Source organism: Streptomyces sulphureus DSM 40104 (assembly GCF_000381025.1).
Lineage (GTDB): Bacteria > Actinomycetota > Actinomycetes > Streptomycetales > Streptomycetaceae > Streptomyces > Streptomyces sulphureus.
Window position 1 is genome coordinate 31,719 of record NZ_KB905821.1, and the last position, 20,068, is coordinate 51,786.

General features: G+C 71.6%; 14 protein-coding genes and 2 tRNA genes. 5 read left to right on the top strand and 11 right to left on the bottom strand.

Going from position 1 to position 20,068, the window contains the following annotated elements; all coding sequences use genetic code 11:
- Positions 1-201: 201 nt before the first annotated feature.
- The 4 genes from narI to F603_RS0122730 all read right to left on the bottom strand — a co-directional run bounded on the left by narI (position 202) and on the right by F603_RS0122730 (position 7,001).
- Positions 202-951, bottom strand: coding sequence for a respiratory nitrate reductase subunit gamma (gene narI / locus F603_RS0122715; RefSeq protein ID WP_019548243.1), 750 nt, complete (start codon positions 949-951; stop codon positions 202-204).
- Positions 942-1,694 carry a nitrate reductase molybdenum cofactor assembly chaperone gene (narJ, locus tag F603_RS0122720; RefSeq protein ID WP_019548244.1) on the bottom strand — a complete coding sequence of 251 codons (753 nt, stop codon included), beginning with the start codon at positions 1,692-1,694 and terminating at the stop codon, positions 942-944. The genes narI and narJ overlap by 10 nt, the downstream gene beginning before the upstream one ends.
- 94 nt (positions 1,695-1,788) lie before the next feature.
- Positions 1,789-3,327 (bottom strand): nitrate reductase subunit beta, encoded by a 1,539-nt coding sequence (narH, locus tag F603_RS0122725; RefSeq protein WP_019548245.1) that lies wholly within the window; start codon positions 3,325-3,327, stop codon positions 1,789-1,791.
- On the bottom strand, positions 3,327-7,001 hold the full coding sequence (locus F603_RS0122730; RefSeq protein WP_019548246.1) for a nitrate reductase subunit alpha: 3,675 nt from the start codon (positions 6,999-7,001) through the stop codon (positions 3,327-3,329). Before F603_RS0122730 ends, narH begins: the two co-directional genes overlap by 1 nt.
- A gap of 218 nt (positions 7,002-7,219) precedes the next feature.
- Here F603_RS0122730 and F603_RS0122735 point away from each other — a divergent pair, with 218 nt between their 5' ends.
- The 3 genes from F603_RS0122735 to F603_RS0122745 all read left to right on the top strand — a co-directional run bounded on the left by F603_RS0122735 (position 7,220) and on the right by F603_RS0122745 (position 10,842).
- The gene (locus F603_RS0122735; protein ID WP_019548247.1) at positions 7,220-8,467 is read left to right on the top strand and encodes a nitrate/nitrite transporter; all 1,248 of its coding nucleotides are present in this window, start codon (positions 7,220-7,222) and stop codon (positions 8,465-8,467) included.
- A 27-nt stretch (positions 8,468-8,494) separates the two neighbouring features.
- On the top strand, positions 8,495-8,998 hold the full coding sequence (locus F603_RS32630; RefSeq protein WP_245600880.1) for a hemerythrin domain-containing protein: 504 nt from the start codon (positions 8,495-8,497) through the stop codon (positions 8,996-8,998).
- 152 nt (positions 8,999-9,150) lie between these two features.
- Positions 9,151-10,842, top strand: coding sequence for a sensor histidine kinase (locus tag F603_RS0122745; RefSeq protein ID WP_037956759.1), 1,692 nt, complete (start codon positions 9,151-9,153; stop codon positions 10,840-10,842).
- Positions 10,843-11,028: 186 nt separating this feature from the next.
- Here F603_RS0122745 and clpX read toward each other — a convergent pair whose 3' ends face one another.
- The 5 genes from clpX to F603_RS0122770 form a co-directional block, all read right to left on the bottom strand.
- A complete protein-coding gene (clpX, locus tag F603_RS0122750; protein WP_016908763.1) occupies positions 11,029-12,315 on the bottom strand; it encodes an ATP-dependent Clp protease ATP-binding subunit ClpX in 1,287 nt (428 codons plus the stop codon).
- A gap of 212 nt (positions 12,316-12,527) precedes the next feature.
- On the bottom strand, positions 12,528-13,226 hold the full coding sequence (locus tag F603_RS0122755; RefSeq protein WP_016908762.1) for an ATP-dependent Clp protease proteolytic subunit: 699 nt from the start codon (positions 13,224-13,226) through the stop codon (positions 12,528-12,530).
- Positions 13,227-13,290: 64 nt separating this feature from the next.
- The gene (locus F603_RS0122760) at positions 13,291-13,896 is read right to left on the bottom strand and encodes an ATP-dependent Clp protease proteolytic subunit (protein ID WP_106431380.1); all 606 of its coding nucleotides are present in this window, start codon (positions 13,894-13,896) and stop codon (positions 13,291-13,293) included.
- 321 nt (positions 13,897-14,217) lie between these two features.
- A complete protein-coding gene (gene tig / locus F603_RS0122765) occupies positions 14,218-15,657 on the bottom strand; it encodes a trigger factor (RefSeq protein WP_019548252.1) in 1,440 nt (479 codons plus the stop codon).
- A gap of 202 nt (positions 15,658-15,859) precedes the next feature.
- Positions 15,860-15,936: transfer RNA gene (locus tag F603_RS0122770), tRNA-Pro, on the bottom strand.
- A gap of 250 nt (positions 15,937-16,186) precedes the next feature.
- On the opposite strand from F603_RS0122770, the gene F603_RS0122775 reads away from it, so the two are divergent.
- Positions 16,187-16,257: transfer RNA gene (locus F603_RS0122775), tRNA-Gly, on the top strand.
- A gap of 121 nt (positions 16,258-16,378) precedes the next feature.
- Here the strand turns inward: F603_RS0122775 and F603_RS0122780 are convergent.
- Entirely contained in the window at positions 16,379-16,573 is a 195-nt protein-coding gene (locus tag F603_RS0122780; RefSeq protein WP_026328646.1) for a hypothetical protein, read from the bottom strand.
- A gap of 681 nt (positions 16,574-17,254) precedes the next feature.
- Between F603_RS0122780 and F603_RS0122785 the strand changes: the two genes are divergently transcribed.
- Positions 17,255-18,541: an acyltransferase family protein gene (locus F603_RS0122785; RefSeq protein WP_026328647.1), complete on the top strand. Its 1,287-nt coding sequence runs from the start codon at positions 17,255-17,257 to the stop codon at positions 18,539-18,541.
- 72 nt (positions 18,542-18,613) lie between these two features.
- Here F603_RS0122785 and mgtE read toward each other — a convergent pair whose 3' ends face one another.
- A complete protein-coding gene (gene mgtE / locus F603_RS0122790; RefSeq protein ID WP_019548254.1) occupies positions 18,614-19,969 on the bottom strand; it encodes a magnesium transporter in 1,356 nt (451 codons plus the stop codon).
- Positions 19,970-20,068: the final 99 nt, after the last annotated feature.

Sequence of the window (20,068 nt, forward strand, 5' to 3'; positions counted from 1 at the left end):
TCCGGTGACTGGTGTGCCCCCCTTCCAGCGAGTCGGCCCGGCCACAGGCGTGGCACCGCAGGGCCGAGCCTTCCCGCCCCCATCCGACGCACGCTCCCAGTGTCACGCGGCCAGGTGCAGGGACGACGGTCGCCGCAGCCGTTGATGGGTGCCCGGCAGCAAACGCCGTGCGCGGCGGGTGCGGCTTGGGCCCAACGTCCTTCAGACGGACGTCGATCGGCGGGCCTCTCGGCGCGGTGCACGGCGCCGGTAGACGAGGTAGGGACGCGTCAGGTAGCCGAGCGGGACGCTCCACACGTGGACGAGCCGGGTGAACGGCCAGGCCGCGAAGAGCAGCACGGCGGTGAGGGCGTGGAGTTGGAAGAGGAGCGGGGCGCCGGCCATCGCCTCGGGGTGCGGCTGGAGCCCGAAGAGGCCACGGAACCAGACGGAGACGGTGGAGCGGTAGTCGTACCCGCCGCCCGCCACGTTGTGCGCGGCGGTGGCGGTGAGGCCGAGGACGACCACGAGGGAGAGCAGCGGGAAGAGGACACGGTCGGAGGTGTCGGTGGTGCGCCGCACCCGCGGCGTCAGCAGCCGCCTGGCGCAGAGCATGCCGAGGCCCAGCACCATCGCCCCGCCGGCGAGCGCGCCGAGTCCGACGGAGAGCAGGTGGTACGTCTCCTCGTCGATGCCGGCCGCCGCCGTCCAGGCGGCGGGTACGAGCAGTCCGACGACGTGCCCGCCGATCACCGCGAAGGCGCCGAGGTGGAAGAGCGGACCCGCCCACCTCAGCCATCGGTGTTCGAGGAGCTGGCTGGTGCGCGAGGTCCACCCGAACTGGTCGTGGCGGTACCGCCAGAGGTGCCCGCCGAGGCAGACGGCGAGGCACAGGTAGGGCACGACGACCCACAGCAGCAGGTCCGGCGCTCCGTGCGCGGCGGCGAGGTCGAGGGTCCGGCTCAGCGCCATGTCGGCCCCCCGAACGCGGCCGGCACCTCGGGGTCGAACCCGGCTGCCGCGGCGGCGAGTCGGGCGGCGTCGGGCGCCTCGTCCTCGGCGTCCGGCGCGTATCCGACCTCCTCGACGGGCGGCCCCTCGGCGACGAGGGCCGCGACGGCGCGGCGGTCGGCCTCGCTCTGCGGGGGCAGCAGCGTGCGGAGGGCGGCGAGGACGTGCCGGTAGGGCGAGTCCGCGTCGTCGAGGGCCTGGTGGATCAGGTCGATCCCGCGGCGGTGCGCACGCAGCGGGGCCTCCCCCGCCCGCGGCCCGGCGAGCGCGGCGAACTCCAACGCGACGGGCAGGTGATCGGGGAGTTCGTCGGCGGGCGGCTCCCAGCCGTGCGCGCGGTACCGCTGGGCGACGGCGAGCAGCGCCGCGCCCCGGCGGCGGGTGTCGCCGTGCAGGTAGTAGGTGAGGTGGAGGCTGCTCTTGCGGCGCAGGTCGAAGAGGTCGACGTAGTGCCGCTCCAGCTCCTCGGGCGGGCGGTCGGCGAACCACTCGACGAACTCCTGGAGTGCACCGCGCACCGCACCGGCGCGCAACCCCCGTACGACCTCGGTCAACTCCGCGCGTGCGCCGACGAGTTCCGTGTCCGGGTAGCCCAGCAGCAGGGAGAGCAGCCGCAGTTGCAGCGACCGCTCGGCCGCCTGCACGGGACTGAGCTGCGGGACCCGGCCGGCGGCCCGGCGTACACGGACGGGCAGCGGTGACATCAACGACCTCCAGCGGTACGGGGGTTGCCCCCACGGCGCGGACGCACCGAAGCGGCGTCCGCGGTGGCACGGGCGGGGACGGTGGGGCGGGCGGTCATCGCCGCCCGCCGGCGTCGTCGCGGCACCGCACCCGGGGCATCCCCAGGTGCACCCGTCCCCCTCCGTGCTGCGGCTGTTCCTCCTCGGCGACGGGGCAGCCCGTCTCCGCGAGGACGGCCGCGTCCTCCTGATGGGCGGCAGGGACGACGAAGCGGTCCCGGTACTCGGCGAGCGCCAGCAACCGGTGCAGCTCGCGCGCCTGCACGGGCGAGAGCCCGACCGCGGCGAGGCCCTCGTCCTCCTCCGGGTCCGCCGATTCGGGGGTGTTCAGGCTGCGTTGGCGCATGTAGCTGCGGAGCGCGGTGAGCTTCATCAGGGTTCCGGCGACGACGTCCGTGTCGCCCGCGGTGAAGAGCTGCGCGAGGTACTCCAGCGGGGTACGGAGCTGGGTGACGGCGGCGAAGACGTGGTCGGGGTCGCCGGGGTCGCCGCCGGCGGCGGCCGTGGCGTCGAGCACGGGCGAGAGCGGCGGGACGTACCAGACCATGGGCAGCGTCCGGTACTCCGGGTGCAGCGGCAGCGCGACGCGGTGCCGGGAGATGAGGGCGTGGACGGGCGAGCGGCGCGCGGCGTCGAGCCAGTCCTCGGGGATGCCCGACTCCCTTGCCGCCGCGCGCACTTCGGGGTCCTCGGGGTCGAGCAGGAGGTCCCGCTGCGCGTCGAGCAGCTCCGGTTCGGGGACCGCCGCGGCCTCGCCGACGCGGTCGGCGTCGTAGAGGACGACGCCGAGGTAGCGCAGCCGTCCCACGCAGGTCTCCGCGCAGACCGTCGGCTGCCCGGCCTCCAGCCGCGGGAAGCAGAACGTGCACTTCTCGGCCTTGCCGGTGCGGTGGTTGACGTAGACCTTCTTGTACGGACACGCGGAGACGCACATCCGCCAGCCCCTGCACCGGTCCTGGTCGACGAGGACGACGCCGTCCTCCACCCGCTTGTAGAGCGCGCCCGACGGGCAGGCGGCGACGCAGGCGGGGTTGAGGCAGTGCTCGCAGATGCGCGGGAGGTGGAGGAGGAACGCCTCCTCGAACTCGAACCGCACCTGCTCTCCCAGCCCGCCTTGCAGGTTGGGGTCGGCGGCGGCGTGCTCGGGTGCGCCGCCGAGGCCGTCCTCCCAGTTGGCGCCCCAACGTACCGACGTGGGCTCGCCGGTGAGCTGGGAGCGCGGCCGGGCGACCGGGGTGTCGGTGCCCGCCGGGGCCGTGACGAGGGTGTCGTAGTCGTAGGTGAGGGGCTCGTAGTAGTCGTCGAGCGCGGGCAGGTCGGGGTTGGCGAAGAGGCCGAGGAGCCGGCGGAGCCGGCCGCCGCCGCGCAGCACGAGGCGGCCGCGCCGGTCGAGCGCCCACCCTCCGCGGTGCCTGTCCTGGTCCTCCCAGCGGCGCGGGAAACCCAACCCGGGGCGGCTCTCGACGTTGTTGAACCAGGCGTACTCGACTCCGGCCCTGTTGGTCCACGTCTGCTTGCAGGTGACCGAGCAGGTGTGGCAGCCGATGCACTTGTCGAGGTTCATCACCATGGCGATCTGTGCGAGGACTCGCATCAGTACGTCACCTCCTGGCTGCGCCGCCTGACGATCGTGGTCTCGTCGCGCTGGTTGCCCGTCGGACCGAGGTAGTTGAACGCGTAGGTGAACTGCGCGTGGCCGCCCGCGAGATGGGTCGGCTTGAGCTGGATGCGGGTGACGGAGTTGTGCGAACCGCCGCGTGCGCCGGTGAGTTCGGTCTTGGGGACGTTCACCGTGCGGTCCTTGGCGTGGTACATGTACACCGTCCCCTCCGGCATGCGGTGGGTGACGACGGCGCGGGCGACGACGACTCCGTTCCGGTTGTACGTCTCCACCCAGTCGTTGTCCCGGGCGCCGATGCGCTCAGCGTCGGCCGTCGACATCCACAGCACGGGGCCGCCGCGCGAGAGCGCCAGCATGAACGCGTTGTCCGCGTACTCCGAGTGGATCGACCACTTCGAGTGCGGCGTGAGGTAGCGCACCCGGACCTCGGGACGGTCCGAGGGCCCCGGCTCTTCCCGTCCCGGTGGGTCGAGCGGCGGGCGGAAGACGGGCAGTTGCTCGCCGAACTCGGTGAGCCACTCGTGGTCGACGAAGAAGTGCTGCCGCCCGGTGAGCGTGTGCCAGGGCTTCTCCCGCTCGACGTTGACGACGAACGGCGAGTAGCGGCGCCCTTCCGTCTCGCTCCCCGACCACTCGTAGGAGGTGAGCACCGACTTCGGCCCGCGGCGGGTGTCCTCGAAGGTGACGCGCTCCCCCGTGCGGTCGGAGGCGAGGTCGGCGAGGGGCGTTCCGGTTCGCCGCTCCAGCGCCCGCAGCCCCTCAGTGGCGAGCCGGCCGTTGGTCGCGCCGGAGAGCGCGAGGATCGCATCGCAGACCTGGTCGGCGCGGTCGAGCGAGACGGCGCCCGCCGCGGGCCCGTCGGCGATCCTGCCGCTGCGCTCGGCGAGTTCGGCGAGCGCGCGCTCCGGGTGGACGGTGACGCCCTTCGTGGTGGTACCGAGGCGCTCCAGGAGCGGCCCGACGGCACGCATCCGCGCGCCGACGGCGGCGTAATCGCGCTCGACGGCGACGAGCCGCGGCATCGTGCGCCCCGGCACGGGCCGGCGGCCGGCGGTCTTCCAGTCGTCCACCCGGCCGCCGGGCTGGGCGAGTTCGTCCGGGGTGTCGTGCTGGAGCGGCACCGGTACGACGTCGGTCCGGGTGCCGAGCCGATCGCGGGCGAGCGCCGAGAACCGGTCGGCGAGAGCCTGGAACGCGTCGTGGTCGGTGCGCGCCTGCCACGGCGGCGGGATCGCCGGCGCGAAGGCGTGCACGAAGGGGTGCATGTCGGTGCTGGAGAGGTCGTCCTTCTCGTACCAGGTGGCCGCGGGGAGGACGACGTCGGAGTAGAGCCCGGTGGAGGTCATCCGGAAATCGAGCGTGACGAGGAGGTCCAACTTCCCCTCGGGGGCCTGCTCGTGCCAGACGACCTCGCGCGGACGTTCCTCGGGGGCGGCCTCAGCGGAGCGCACCTGTGCGTCGGTGCCGAGCAGATGGCGGAGGAAGTACTCGTTCCCCTTCGCGGAGGACCCGAGCAGGTTCGCCCGCCAGACGGTGAGGACCCGGGGATAGTTCGCCGGCGCGTCCGGGTCCTCCGCGGCGAACCGCAGCCTGCCGGCGGCCAGTTCGTCGACGACGTGGTCGGCGACCGGGCGTCCGGCGGCTGCCGCCTCGTCCGCGAGGTCGAGCGGGTTGCGGTCGAAGCCCGGGTGCCCGGGCGTCCAGCCGAGCCGGACCGCCTGCGCCAGGCAGTCGGCGACGGTGCGCCCGGCGAACCGCCCGTCGCCCAGCGGCGAGGCCAGCTCCTGCGGGCTGCGGCTCTCGTACCGCCACTGGTCGGTGTGGAGGTACCAGTACGAGGTGCCGGCCATGTGCCGCGGTGGCCTCGCCCAGTCGAGGCCGAAAGCGAGGTGCTGGAAACCGGTGAGCGGCCGCACTTTCTCCTGCCCGACGTAGTGCGCCCAGCCGCCGCCGTTGACGCCCTGGCAGCCGGTCATCGTCACCAGCGCGAGGAAGGCGCGGTAGACGGTGTCCGAGTGGAACCAGTGGTTGGTGCCTGCGCCGAGCAGGATCATCGACCGCCCGCGGGTGCGCTCCGCGTTCCGCGCGAACTCCCTTGCTATGCGCGCCGCCTGACCGGCGGGGACCGAGGTGCGGTGCTCCTGCCAGGCCGGCGTGTACGGCTGCGTGGCGTCGTCGTAGCCGGACGGCCATTCGCCCGGCAGGCCCGCGCGTGCCACGCCGTACTGCGCGAGCAGCAGGTCGAAGACGGTCGTCACCAACCGCCCGCCGACCCGGAGCGCCGGTACGCCGCGCCGCAGGACCCTGCCGGCGCCGTCGGGGCTGTCGAAGCAGGGCAGCGAGACCTCGGCGTGCTCCTCCGCCCGCTGCACCAGGGTGAGTTCGGGCACGGTGTCGCCGAGCCGCAGGTTCCACCGTCCCTCCTCGGCCCCCCAGCGGAACCCGAGCGAGCCGTCCGGGACGACGGCCTCGCCGGTCCGGGAGTCGAGCAGCACCGTCTTCGACTCGGCGTGCTCCTCTTCCGCCGCCGTCCCGCCGAGGTCGGCCGCGGTGAGGAAGTGCTCGGGCGCGTACGTGCCGTCGGCCCGCTCGCCGAGCGTGACGAGGAACGGCGCATCGGTGTACTTGCGCAGGTAGTCGGCGAAGTACGAAACTTCGCGGTCGACGAGGAACTCCCGGAGCACGACATGGCCCATCGCCATCGCCAGCGCCCCGTCGGTCCCCGGATGCGGTGCGAGCCACTCGTCGGAGAGCTTGACGTTGTCCGCGAAGTCCGGGCTGACGGCGACGACCTTGGTGCCGTTGTAGCGGACCTCGGTGAGGAAGTGCGCGTCGGGGGTGCGGGTGACCGGGATGTTGGCGCCCCACATCACGAGGTACCCGGCCGACCACCAGTCGGCGGACTCGGGGACGTCGGTCTGGTCGCCGAAGACCTGCGGCGAGGCGACGGGCAGGTCGGCGTACCAGTCGTAGAAGGAGAGCAGCGTCCCGCCGAGGAGCGAGTGGTAGCGGGCGCCCGCCGTGTAGGAGGCCATCGACATCGCGGGGATCGGGGAGAAGCCCACGACGCGGTCCGGGCCCCACCGGTCGACCGTGTGCACCTGGGCAGCGGCGACGAGCTCCGTCGCCTCCTCCCAACTCGCCCGCATCAGGCCGCCCTTGCCGCGCGCTGCGCGGTAGGAGCGCACGGTCTCGGCGTCCTGCTGGATCTCCCGCCACGCCGCGACGGGGTCCTCGTGGCGCCTGCGCGCGGCCCGCCAGCGGGTGAGCAACTCGCCCCGCACGTACGGGTACCGCACGCGGCTCGGCGAGTACGTGTACCAGGAGAACGACGCCCCACGCGGGCATCCGCGCGGCTCGTACTCGGGGCAGCCCGGCGGCGTCGAGGGATAGTCGGTCGCCTGGTGCTCCCAGGTGATGAGGCCGTCCTTGACGTACACCAGCCAGGAGCACGAGCCGGTGCAGTTGACGCCGTGCGTCGAGCGCACCACCCGGTCGTGCGCCCAGCGCTCCCGGTAGAACCTCTCCCATCTCGGGTCCCCTGTCCCGAACACCGCCCTGCCGTCGGCCGACACCTCACGTCGGGTCAGCAACCGCCGGGCGGGCAGCGGCCAGTCGTGCGCGGTGCCCGCGAAGTCGTCGCTCATACCGGCGACGCTAGGCAACGCGACGGGCGCAGGCCGTGGGCCGTACGTCCCGCCCCGGCCGGAATCCCGGCCACGGCCCACGCCGCGCCTCCGTGACCTTCGGACGCCTTCCGCGGGCCCCAGGACCGCAGTCCGCGCAGGCCACAGCACCGCAGGGTGAGGAGCGAGGGCCACCGCGGTGGCCTTCGGCCGACGCACACGGAAGGGACGGAGTCCGCATGGTGACCCGACCGGATGAGGAACCCGCCGACACCCGCGCCGCGACGGCGCGTTCCTACCCGCCCGCGCGCTTCCCTGCCGGAGCGCGCCCCGGGTGGATGCTCGCCCTCGCCACGCTCGGCTTCGCGCTGAACTTCTGGGCCTGGGCCCTGCTCAGCCCCCTGGCGCCGCAGTACGCCGACGAGTTGGGGCTCAGCTCCTTCCAGCAGTCGCTCCTCGTCGCCGTCCCCGTGATCGTCGGCTCGCTCGGGCGCATCCCCGTCGGCGCGCTCACCGACCGGTACGGCGGGCGGGCGATCTTCCCGCTCGTCTCCGCCGCGAGCCTGCTGCCGCTGCTCTTTCTCGGGGCTTTCGGGCACCGCTCGCTGGGGGCGCTGCTCGTCGGCGGGGTGTTCCTCGGCATCGCCGGTACTGCCTTCGCCGTCGGGGTGCCGTTGGTCAACGCGTGGTTCCCGCCCGAGCGGCGCGGTTTCGCGCTCGGCGTCTTCGGCGCCGGCATGGGCGGCACGGCGCTCAGCGCGCTCACCACCGTCCAACTCGCCGACGCGTTCGGTACGTCGGCGCCTTTCCTGCTCACCGCGGGCGTCCTCGCCTGCTACGCCGTCGCCTCCTGGCTGCTGCTGCGCGAGTCGCCGACGCGGCGCGCGCCCGCCGAACCGTTCACGGCGCGCCTCGCGGCCACGGTGCGCCTCGCCGTCACCTGGCAGGCCTCCGCGCTCTACGCCGTCACCTTCGGCGGCTACGTCGCCCTCTCCGTCTACCTTCCCACCTACCTGCGCACCGCGTACGGGCTCGACGAGGCCGACGCCGCCGCGCGGATGGCCGGCTTCGTGCTGCTCGCCGTGGCACTGCGCCCGGTCGGCGGCTGGCTCTCCGACCGCTACGGTCCCGTGCGGGTGCTCGACGCGGCGCTGCTCGTCGCCGTCGCAGGCGCCGCGGTGCAGGCGACGACGCCGCCGCTCGCCCCGCTCGGCACCCTCGCGTGCCTGCTGCTCGGGGTCGCTCTCGGCGCCGGCAGCGGGGCGACGTTCGCGCTCGTCGCACGGCTGGCACCGGCGGCCTCCGTCGGCTCGGTGACGGGCGTCGTGGGTGCCGCCGGCGGGCTCGGCGGCTTCGCGCCGCCGCTGGTGATGGGCGCCTGCTACGACGCGTTCGGCTCCTACGGGGCCGGCCTCGCCCTCCTCGCCGTCGTCGCCGCGACGGCCCTCGCCTTCACGGCGACGCGGGTACGCCGCGCCGCCGCCTGACCGGAGACCCGGAGAGGTGCATCCCGTGTGCGAGTACTGCGGCTGCCAGGAGATCGCCGTGATCGACGAGCTCTCCCGCGAACACGAGGGCCTCGTGAACCTCACCGGCGAGGTCCGCGCAGCCCTGCGCGCCGACACCACGGCCGGGATGGCCGCCGCGGCACGGCGCATCGCCGCCGTCCTCGGCCCGCACACCACGGTCGAGGAGCGCGGCCTCTTCTTCGCGTCTCCGCGTTCCCCGCGTGCCCCGCGCTGCACGCCGAATTCCCCGAGCACGTCGACGGGCTCGTCGACGAGCACCGGCGGATCGACGCCGTGCTCGACGAGGCTCGCAACGGCACACCCACCGATCCGAGTTGGCCCCGCCGCCTGCTCGCCGCGCTCGCGCTGCTCCGCGAGCACGTCCTCAAGGAGCAGGACGGCCTCTTCCCCGCCGCCCTCACCACCCTCGACGCCGCCGACCGGAAGGCTGCCGAGGCCGTACGCGCCGACGTCGGCTCGGCGGTCGCCGGACGGCGCCCCGCCGGCTGACCCCGCGGCCTCCCCGCCGGGGCCCCTTCCGCACCGCCGTCGGTGCGCCCGCTACGGTGAACTGCCGGTGTCTCTCGGAGCCCGGTGCAGCACCCGGCAGACGGAGGAGGAAGCGGGTGACGACGGTCGGCGGGGAGGAGCCGCGCTTGCAGATGCCGCACCTGCGGCAACTGCGCATGGACCAGCTCCTCGACGAACTCCAGACGCGCATCGACTCGGCGCGGGGCACCCGCGACCGGGTGCACAGCCTGCTGGATGCGGTACTGAGCGTCGGCCGCCAACTCGATCTCGCGCAGGTGCTGCGCGAGATCACCGAGGCCGCCGCGCACCTCGTCGACGCGCGGTACGCGGCCCTCGGCGTGATAGGCCCGGACGGCGAGCGGCTCTCCCAGTTCCTCACCATCGGCCTCGACGACGAGCAGACGGCGCGGATCGGCCACCCCCCGGAGGGCCACGGCATCCTCGGCGAACTCATCCGCCACCCCGAGCCGTTGCGCCTCACCGAGCTGGGCGACCACCCGTCGAGCTACGGCTTCCCGCCCAACCACCCGCCGATGCACACCTTCCTCGGCGTCCCGATCAGGGTGCGCGACGAGGTCTTCGGCAACCTCTACCTCACCGACAAGAAGGGCGGCGCCGACTTCGACGAGGACGACGAGGCGGTCCTCACGACGCTCTCCGTCGCCGCCGGTGTCGCCGTCGACAACGCCCGCCTCTACGAGGCGTCACAGCGCCAGCAGCGGTGGACGCAGGCGGGCGCCGAGATCACCCGCAGCCTGCTCTCCGGCAGCACCCGTGCCCACGTCCTCGAACTCATCGCGGACCGGGCGCGGGAGATCCTCGGTGCCGACCTCGCCGACGTCTCCGTCCGGGTACCGGAGCGCGAGGAGCTCGTCGTCGAACTCGCCACGGGCGCGGGCGCCGACGAGCGGCACGGCAGCACCGTCCCGCTCGACGGGACGCTCCCCGGTCACGCCTACCGCACGGGCGAGCCTGCGACCTGTGTCGACCTCGCGCGTGACGAGCCCCCGTACGCCGCCGAGGGGTTCGGGCCTGCCGTCGCCGTACCGCTCGGCATCGAGTCGGGCGAGACGCCCGCGTCGGTCAAGGGCGTGCTGCTCCTCGCCCGCCGCTCGGGGGCGCCCGCGCTCACACGGGAGGAGACGAGCCCGCTCGGCGGCTTCGCCGGGCAGGCGGCACTCGCCCTGGAACTCGCCGAACGCCGCAGGGACGCCGAGCAGTTGGCGCTCCTGGAGGACCGCGACCGGATCGCACGGGACCTCCACGACCTCGCGATCCAGCGCCTCTTCGCCACGGGCATGACCCTCCAGGGCGCCTCGCGCACGATCGAGGAGCCCGCAGCCGCCGAACGCGTCCTGCGGGCCGTCGGCGACCTCGACGAGACCATCAAGATCATTCGCTCCACGATCTTCGGGCTCCGCGCCGCCGAGCAGGAGGCGGGCCCTGGACTGCGCTCGCGTGTGGTCCGCGCCGTCGAGGAGAGCGCCGCCGTGCTCGGCTTCCCGCCGCGGCTCAGCATGGAGGGCCTCCTCGACACCGACGTGCCGGCCGACGTGGCACAGCACGTACTCGCCGCGCTCGGCGAGGCGTTGAGCAACGCGGCACGCCACGCGGAGGCGGACCGGGTGGAGGTGACCCTGCAGGCAGCCGCCGGCCGCGTGGTGCTCACGGTCACCGACGACGGCGTGGGGATACCGGAGGACGGCCGGCGCAGCGGACTGGAGAACCTGGCGGCTCGTGCCCGAAAGCTGGGCGGCTCCCTGGAGTTGGGACGGCCGGAGGGCGGCGGCAGCACCCTCGTGTGGACGGCGCGGACCGACTGACGAGGGCCGCCTTCGCCTCCGTTGAGCGGGACTTGGCCGCGCCCGGCTGCAACCTGCCGTCAGCCGTCGCAGCAGGGTTTTCGGGGCACCCGCGTGCCGTACTCCCATCGCCTGCCACGTCGGGGACGACGAAGGCCCGGCCCCGCAACACCGGGACCGGGCCTCGCGGGCCGCACTCGGCGCCGTTCAGGCGCTCTTCTCGTGCCGCTGCTGCTCGCCGCCGCGCGCCCTGGGGACGAGCGTCGGGTTGACGTTGGAGTGGACGACCTCCTCGGTGATCACCACGCGCTCGACGTCCTTGCGCGAGGGGACCTCGTACATCACCGACTGGAGGACCTCCTCCAGGATCGCCCGCAGGCCGCGGGCGCCGGTGCCGCGGAGGATCGCCTGGTCGGCGATGGCCTCCAGCGCGGGCCTGTCGAAGTCCAGCTCCACGCCGTCGAGTTCGAAGAGGCGCTGGTACTGCTTGACGAGCGCGTTCCGCGGCTCCAGAAGGATCTGGAGGAGCGCCTCGCGGTCGAGGTTGTGGACACTGGTGAGGACCGGGAGGCGGCCGATGAACTCCGGGATCATGCCGAACTTCACCAGGTCCTCCGGCATGACCTCCTCGAACTGGTTGGTGTCCTGGAGCTCGCGCTTGGAGCGGATGTCGGCACCGAAGCCGATGCCCTTCGCACCCGCGCGCGACTCGATGATCTTCTCCAGACCGGCGAACGCCCCGCCCACGATGAACAGGACGTTGGTGGTGTCGATCTGGATGAACTCCTGGTGCGGGTGCTTCCGCCCGCCCTGGGGCGGCACCGACGCGGTGGTCCCCTCCAGGATCTTCAGCAGGGCCTGCTGGACGCCCTCGCCCGAGACGTCACGCGTGATCGACGGGTTCTCGCTCTTCCGCGCGACCTTGTCGATCTCGTCGATGTAGATGATCCCCGTCTCCGCCTTCTTGACGTCGTAGTCGGCGGCCTGGATCAGCTTGAGCAGGATGTTCTCGACGTCCTCGCCGACGTATCCGGCCTCGGTGAGGGCGGTCGCGTCGGCGATGGCGAACGGGACGTTGAGCATCCGCGCGAGCGTCTGCGCGAGGAGGGTCTTGCCGGAGCCCGTGGGGCCGAGGAGCAGGATGTTGGACTTGGCGAGTTCGATGCCGTCGTCCTTGCCCTGCGGGCCGCCGTTCTCTCCGGCCTGCACGCGCTTGTAGTGGTTGTAGACGGCGACCGAGAGCGCCTTCTTCGCCGCCTCCTGACCGACGACGTAGCCCTCGAGGAACTCGGAGATCTCACGGGGCTTGGGGAGTTCGTCCCAACCCGACTCGGAGGACTCGGCGAGCTCCTCCTCGATGATCTCGTTGCAGAGATCGATGCACTCGTCGCAGATGTACACACCTGGTCCCGCGATGAGCTTCTTCACCTGCTTCTGGCTCTTTCCGCAGAACGAGCACTTGAGCAGATCGCCGCCGTCACCGATGCGTGCCACGAGGAGCTTCCCCTTCGCCTGTAATCCGTCGCAGACGGACCGAGGTACATGCTCTTCGACGGTACCTTGCCGCACCGTCGTCATGGGCCCCCCTTGGCGACCTCAGTCCGGTCCAAACCGCTCGATTCGGCGCGATACGCAGGGTATCGAGACCGGATCGAAAGCAGCTCGGGCCGAACCGGGGCCGCCGCGGGGCGGACCCGACTGCTGTCTCAGACGCCGACGGAGGACTTGCGACTGGAGGTGATCTGATCCACCAGCCCGTACTCCAAGGCCTCCTCGGCGGTGAGGATCTTGTCCCGCTCGATGTCGTCCCTGATCGTCTCGATGTCCTTGGTGGAGTGCTGCGCCAGCATCTCCTCCAACTGCTCGCGCATCCGCTGGATCTCCTTCGCCGCGATCTCCAGGTCGGAGACCTGGCCGCGGCCGGTCTCGCTGTACGGCTGGTGGATCAGGATGCGGGCGTTGGGCAGCGCCATCCGCTTGCCGGGGGCGCCGGCCGCGAGCAGCACCGCGGCGGCCGAGGCCGCCTGGCCCATGCACACCGTCTGGATGTCCGGCTTCACGAACTGCATGGTGTCGTAGATCGCGGTGAGCGCGGTGAACGAGCCGCCGGGGCTGTTGATGTAGATCGAGATGTCCCGGTCGGGGTCGATCGACTCGAGGCAGAGGAGTTGCGCCATGACGTCGTTCGCCGAGGCGTCGTCGATCTGCACGCCGAGGAAGATCACGCGCTCCTCGAAGAGCTTCGCGTACGGGTCGTACTCACGCACGCCCTGCGAGGTGCGCTCGACGAAGCGCGGGACGATGTAGCGGGACTCGGGGGCGATGCCCTCGAACTCGCCTGAGGGCCGGGTGTAGAGGCCGGAGCCCGGGAAGCCGGCGGGCGACGGGCCGGAGGTGTTGGTCATCGGGGCGTTCTCCTGGTGATGAGGTGGCTGCGGTCTTCGAACGGGGCCGATCGGTTCGACGGGCTCAGGCGCCCGTGCCGCCGCCACCGGGCAGTTGGGCGGCCGAACCGTAGACCTCATCGATGAGGCCGTACTCCTTGGCCTCCTGCGCCGTGAACCAGCGGTCGCGGTCGGCGTCGCGCGTCCACTGCTCAATGGTCTGGCCGGAGTGCTGGGCGGAGAGCTCGGCCATCTTCCGCTTGGTGCGCAGCAGTTGCTCGGCGTGGATCTTGATGTCCGTGGCCGAGCCCGCGAGTCCGGCCGACGGCTGGTGGATCAGGATGTCGGCGTTCGGGAGCGCGAAGCGCTTGCCCGGGGTGCCGGCCGTCAGCAGGAACTGGCCCATCGAGGCGGCGAGGCCCATCGCGATGGTGACCACGTCGTTCTTGATGTACTGCATGGTGTCGTAGATCGCCATGCCGGCCTGGATCGAGCCGCCGGGGCTGTTGATGTAAAGGAAGATGTCCTTGTCCGGGTCGGCGGCGAGCAGCAGAAGCTGCGCGGTGATCCGGTTGGCGATCTCATCGTCGACCGGCTGACCGAGGAAGATGATCCGCTCGTTGAGCAGTCGGTTGTAGACCTGGTCGCCGAGGCCACCACCGAAGTTGGGCTCAGCGGCGGCGGAAGGCATCGGAAGCGTCACGTGTCCACCTGCTCGTGTCCGGACGGCCGCCGACAGCGGTCCGTCACTGGGGTCTTCGTCTACTTGGGACCCTAACGCGCCGGTCGGCGAGCGCCATCCCGGTCCGCGAACTGTTCGCTGTGAGCGCAGGTCATAGGGGGCGGCGGGTGGTGCGGCCGCAGCGGTCCGCACCCGCTCGTCCGGTGCGCTCCCGGGGCACGGCGGACAGGGCCGCCGGCGACGCAGGGTCGCGATGCGGCAGACCGCCGGGAGCGCACATACGCTTGCCGGCGGTCTGCCTGTGCGGCGCCCTCCGCGAGGGCGCCCGGGTCACTCGGACTTCTTCTCGTCCTGCTCGGCCTCGGACTTGGCGCCCTCGGCGGCCCCCGCGTCCTCGGCGGCCTCGGCCGGGGTCTCCGCCTCGGTCGTCTCGGCGGCGACCGTCTCGGCGGTCTCGTCCTCGTCGCTGAGGTCGACGACCTCGCCGTTGGTGTCCTTGACCGTGACGCCCTCGACGACCGCCGCGAGCGCCTTGCCGCGGGCGACCTCGCCGACGAGCATCGGCACCTGGCCGCCCTCGACGACCGCCTGCGCGAACTGGTCGGGGCTCATGCCGGAGGACTGCGCACGGCGCATGAGGTGCTCGGTGAGCTCCTCCTGGCTGACGTTGAGCTTCTCGGTGCTGACGAGCTGGTCGAGAACGAACTGGGTCCGGATGCCCTTCTCCGCCTGCTCCTTGAGCTCTTCCTCGAACTCTTCCTCGGACTTGTCCTGCATCTTGAGGTAGCCCTCGAGGTCCAGACCGAGCTGCCCGAGCTGGTGGTTGACGAGCTGGTGCTTGCGCGACTCGACCTCGTCGGCGAGGAGCTTCTCCGGGATCGGCACCTCGACGAGCTCCAGCAGCGCGTCGAGGACCTTCTCCTGCGCCGCGGTGGCCTGGTCGTACTTCTTCTGCTCCTCCAGGCGCTTGCGGCTGTCCTCGCGGACCTCCTCCAGCGTGTCGAACTCGCTGGCCATCTGCGCGAAATCGTCGTCGAGCTCGGGGAGTTCGCGCTCGGAGACGGTCTCGACCCGGACCTCGATCTCCGCCTCGCGCCCGGCGGCCGAGCCGCCCTTGAGCTCGGAGGTGAAGGTGGCGGTCTCGCCCGCGCTCAGGCCCGTGACGGCGTCGTCGATGCCGTCGAGGAGCTCGCCGGAGCCGATGGTGTAGTCGACGCCGTTGGCGACGCCGTCCTCCAGGGTCTCGCCGTCGACCTTCGCCGTGAGGTCGACCTTGACGACATCGCCCTCGCCTGCGGCGCGCTCCACGACGGTGGTGGAGGCGAAGCGCTCGCGGAGCTGCTCGACGGCCTGGTCGACGTCCTCGTCGGAGACCTCGACGGCGTCCACCTCGACCTCGACGGCCGAGTAGTCCGGGATCTCGATCTCGGGGCGGACGTCCACCTCGGCGGTGAAGGTGAGCTGCTCGTTGTCCTTCAGGTCGGTGATGTCGACCTCGGGCTGGCCCAGTACGTTGAGCTCGCCCTCCTCGACGGCGTCCTGGTAGAGCTTCGGGAGCGCCTCGTTGACCGCCTCTTCGAGGACGGCGCCGCGACCGAACCGCTGGTCGATGAGGCGCGCAGGGATCTTGCCCTTGCGGAAGCCAGGCACCGTGACCTGCTGGTTGATCTTCTTGTACGCCGCGTCGAGGCTGTCCTTGAGCTCCTCGAAGGGCACCTCGACAGTGAGCCGAACCCGGGTCGGGTTCAGGGTCTCCACGGCGCTCTTCACGGTCGGTCTCCTTGGGGCTGACTTCTGGGATTGATCTTGATGTTGCCCCGTGTGCCCGGGGCGACGTCGTTCCTCCCCGTGTGCACGGGGGATTCGACTGCTCCGTGTGCACGGGGCCCGTATGCGGGGGCGCCCCCACAGTTCCGGGAGCGGGCCCGGGAGCCGCGGACACATCACAGGCATGCGCGTAGCCCATAGTACGTGGTCGGGGTGGCCGGATTCGAACCGACGACCTTCCGCTCCCAAAGCGGACGCGCTACCAAGCTGCGCCACACCCCGTTGGTGCGACACGTAGAGTACATGCCGTACGATGCACTCTGTGTCGTATCCGGCGGGACCACCGGGCGCGCGGCGCCGTCGACGTCCTGCGGCAACCCAGTCGACAGCACCGGTTGACCTCCCAGGTTGCCGCCGCGGGGGCCCACCGCACCGGCCGCTGAAGATCCGGTAGTCTTCCGGTTGTTGCACACGGCACAAGCACCACGGCGGTGAGCAGCCCCACGGGGCTTCACCGACAACTGCCGTACCTGCGGGCGTAGCTCAATGGTAGAGCCCTGGTCTTCCAAACCAGCTACGCGGGTTCGATTCCCGTCGCCCGCTCTCGCAAGGCCCCGACCGTCCCGCGGTCGGGGCCTTCGTCGTGCATGGGGGTCGGGGCGGCGCTCGGCCCGAACGCCGGTGCGCGCAGCGCGTGTTGTCCGCGCGCACCGGCGGCCGACCATCAGAAGGAGATCTGATTGATGGTCTCCGCAATGGAGTTGAGGAAGCGGTTGATCGACGGGGCCATCCCCGTCGAGGCGAGAAAGAAGCCGAAGAGTATCGCCACGATCGCCGGGCCCGGCTTGATCGATTTCCCCCGGATCAGCACGACCAGGACTACCGCCAACAACACCACTACAGACAGTGAAATGGCCACAATTGCTCACACCCTCATGGTCGGCTCATGTCCGAAACACTTCTCCGGCCCGGGGGTCCGCCTGCGCCGCCACACCCCCGCGGCCCCCATCGTGCCACCAACCCGCTGCGTACAGCAGCCGGGTGACAGCCACTCAAGCCGACGCACGGCCCCCTGGACACCGGGCGACTCGTGTGCCCCACGCGCCACCCCGGACCGCGCACGCCGCGTAGTCGGCCCGCGAGCCGACGTCCACACGCAACGCAACTCCTTGAACACGCACGGGATTCGGCTTGATCGCTCCGGTCGGACCGTGCCGCTGGAACGCACGCTTCTTCCACCCCTCTCCGCTCCCACCTGCCCCACACGCGGTTATCACCCCGTCCGTGCACCGAATGCATCTCGCCGACACCCGGTGCCTTTAATGAAGTTCTCATCCGGCCGGACCCGCGGCGCCGCTAACTCCGTCCCGACGGACAGCGGTTGCCCCGCGCGCGCACCGGATAGGGACGGGCGCACACCGCCAACACCCTGCGCCTACGCGCGATTTGAGGCGGTACCTTCCCTCCGTGGGAGGCGCGGGAGCGCCCTCCGCCGAGGAATGTCGTGATCACTTACGACTCGGTTAAGAGGGGGAATACCCGGCGCAGAGGCGGGCAGGAGCCCGAGGACGAGAATTTACGTGCCACAGGTTTGAGCGCTATTGTGCGGCAGATGTTGCACGCTGGTTATGAGCGGGCGCCGCTCCCCCCGGTCCGGCAGGACTCGTCGTCGACGACGCCCCCCGCGTCGGCCGAGGTGCCTGCGACGAAGAAGAAGCCAGCTGCCAAGCAGCGGGACCCCTTCCTCGACAATGCCAAGTACCTCACGATCGTGCTCGTCGGCATCGGGCACATCTGGGAGCCGCTGCGTGCCGACAGCCGTGCGGCCGAAGGTCTCTACTTCGTGCTGTACGCCTTCCACATGCCGGCGTTCATCATCGTCTCCGGCTACCTCTCGCGGAGCTTCAACGGCTCGGCACGGCACATCAAGCGCCTCATCACGGGCGTCGCGGTGCCGTACCTCGCCATCCAGGTCATCTACACCTACTTCCAGCGCTGGGCCGGGTCCAACCCGGACCGCGAATTCCACCTCCAGGAACCGGGGTTCGCGCTCTGGTTCCTGATGGCGCTCTTCGTCTGGCGGATCACTACGCCGATCTGGAACAACCTGCGGTGGCCGCTCCCGGTCGCGCTGGCGATCGCCGTCGCCGCCTCGGCCACGCCGTCGATCGGCAACGACCTCAACCTGATGCGGGTCCTCCAGTACCTGCCGTTCTTCGTGCTCGGCCTCCAGCTCAAGCCGGAGCACTTCGAGTTGGTGAAGCGCCGGTCGCTGCGGCTCGCGGCGCTGCCGATCTGGGCCTGCGTCCTGGTCTTCGCCTACTGGGCCGTGCCGCGGATGTCGAAGACCTGGTTCCTCCACAACAAGGCAGCCGCCGACATGGGCGTCCCCTCCTGGGTCGGCGCCGTGATGTATCTCGCACTCTTCGGCTGCGCGCTCGTCCTCACCGTCTGCTTCCTCGCCCTGGTGCCGCAGCGGCACACCTGGTTCACCGCGCTCGGCGCCGGCACCCTGTACGCGTACCTGCTGCACATCTTCCCGATCCAGCTCTCGCGCCAGTTCGACTGGTACGACATGGCCTGGGTCGACCACCCGCTGAGCCGGGTGGCGATCACGGTGATGGCCGCCGTGATGATGACGGTGCTGTGCACACCGCCCGTGGTGAAGTGCTTCAAGTGGCTCATCGAGCCGAAGATGGAGTGGTTCTTCAAGCACGACGCGGCAGCCGAGGCCCGCAAGCGCCAGACCCAGGCTCCGCCGCAGCAGGCGCCCCAGCCCGCCTCCGTCGGCCAGCAGGCCGGGAGCGACGCGGGCGGTCGGCCCGCCGAGTCCGGCGCGGCGGGAGGCTCCTCTTCCGCGAGCGGACGCGGCGCGCACGGGGGCTGACACCGCGACCGTAAAGGACAGACGTGAGGGGCCCGCCGGGATCGGCGGGCCCCTCACGCGTCGCGCCCGGCGTCAGATGCCGAGGACCACCCTCGCGGTGAGGAAGTAGATCACCAGCCCCGTGGCGTCGACGAGCGTGGTGACCATCGGCGCCGAGACGACCGCCGGGTCGATCCGCAGCCGCTTGGCGAGCAGCGGCATCGTGCCGCCGACCGTCGCCGCCCAGGCGCAGATGATCACCAGCGCGAGCGCCACGACGGAGGCGATCCGCGGCCCGACGAAGAGGGCACCCAGGCCGAGCGCCAGCACCGCGAGGAGCAGCCCGAGGAGCAGCCCGACCCGGCACTCCCGCCAGATCACCGCGAAGAGGTCGCTGCCGCGCACCTCGCCGACCGCGAGCGCACGGACAGCGGTCGTCGCCGCCTGTGCGCCCGCGTTCCCGCCGGTCCCGATGAGCAGCGGGATGAACATGGCGAGCTGGGTGACCTGCTCCAGCGTCCCCTCGAAGATCTGCGTCACCCCGACGGTGAACGTCGCAGCGACGAGCAGAAGCAGCAGCCACACCACGCGGTACCGCGCGAGCTGCCAGACCGAGGCCGCCATGTAGTGCCCCGACCACGGCGCCGAGCCGGACTGGCGGGCGACGTCCTCGGTGTCCGCCGCCTCGATCACCTCGACGGCGTCGTCGATGGTGAGGAGGCCGACGAGGCGGTCCTCGCTGTCGACGACGGGGAGGTCGAGGACGTTGGTCTCGCGCATCAGGCGGGCGGCGTCCTCGGCCGGGTCGGTGGCGTACGCGCGGGGGGCCTCCGTGCGTACGAGGTCGGCGACTTCCTGCTCCGGCGAGGTGAGCACCAGTTCGCGGAGTTCGACGACGCCGGTGAGCCGCCTGCCCGAGTCGACGACGGGCAGTGTGTAGACGGTCTCGGCCTCGCTGCCTCGGGCCCGGACGCGCTCCAGCGCCTCGCCGACCGTGAGGTGCTGGTTGAGCGGGACCGTCTGCGGCGTCATGTACCGGCCGACCGAGCCCTCGGGGTAGCCGAGGAGCGCGGCGGTGACCCGGCGGTCGCGCGGGCTCAGTCCGGCGAGTACGCGTTGGACGACTTTCGCGGGGGCTTCGCGGAGCATCCGCACCCGGTCGTCCGGGTCCATTCCGTCGACGACGTCGCGGAAGGCGCTGTCGCGGAGCCCCATGAGGATGGCCTGCTGGTCGACGGGTTCCAGCTCCTCGAAGACCGAGACGGCCTTGTCCTTGTCGAGGAGGCGGAAGGCGACGACGGCGTCGACGTCGTCCATCCGCGCGAGCTCGTCGGCGATGAGGTGCGGGGGGCGGTCGTCGAGCCAGTACTGGGCGCCGCGCAGGTCTTGGTTCTCCAGGGCGTTCTGGAGGTCGGTGGGCAGTTCATCGGGCAGCTGGGAGTGCGTCATGGCAGGGCTGACCTCGGTCGGTGGTGAGAAAGCTGGCGCGCGAACACCGCACTGCGTCGCGCACACCCTGCCCCGCACGCGGCGCACTGAGTGCGGCCG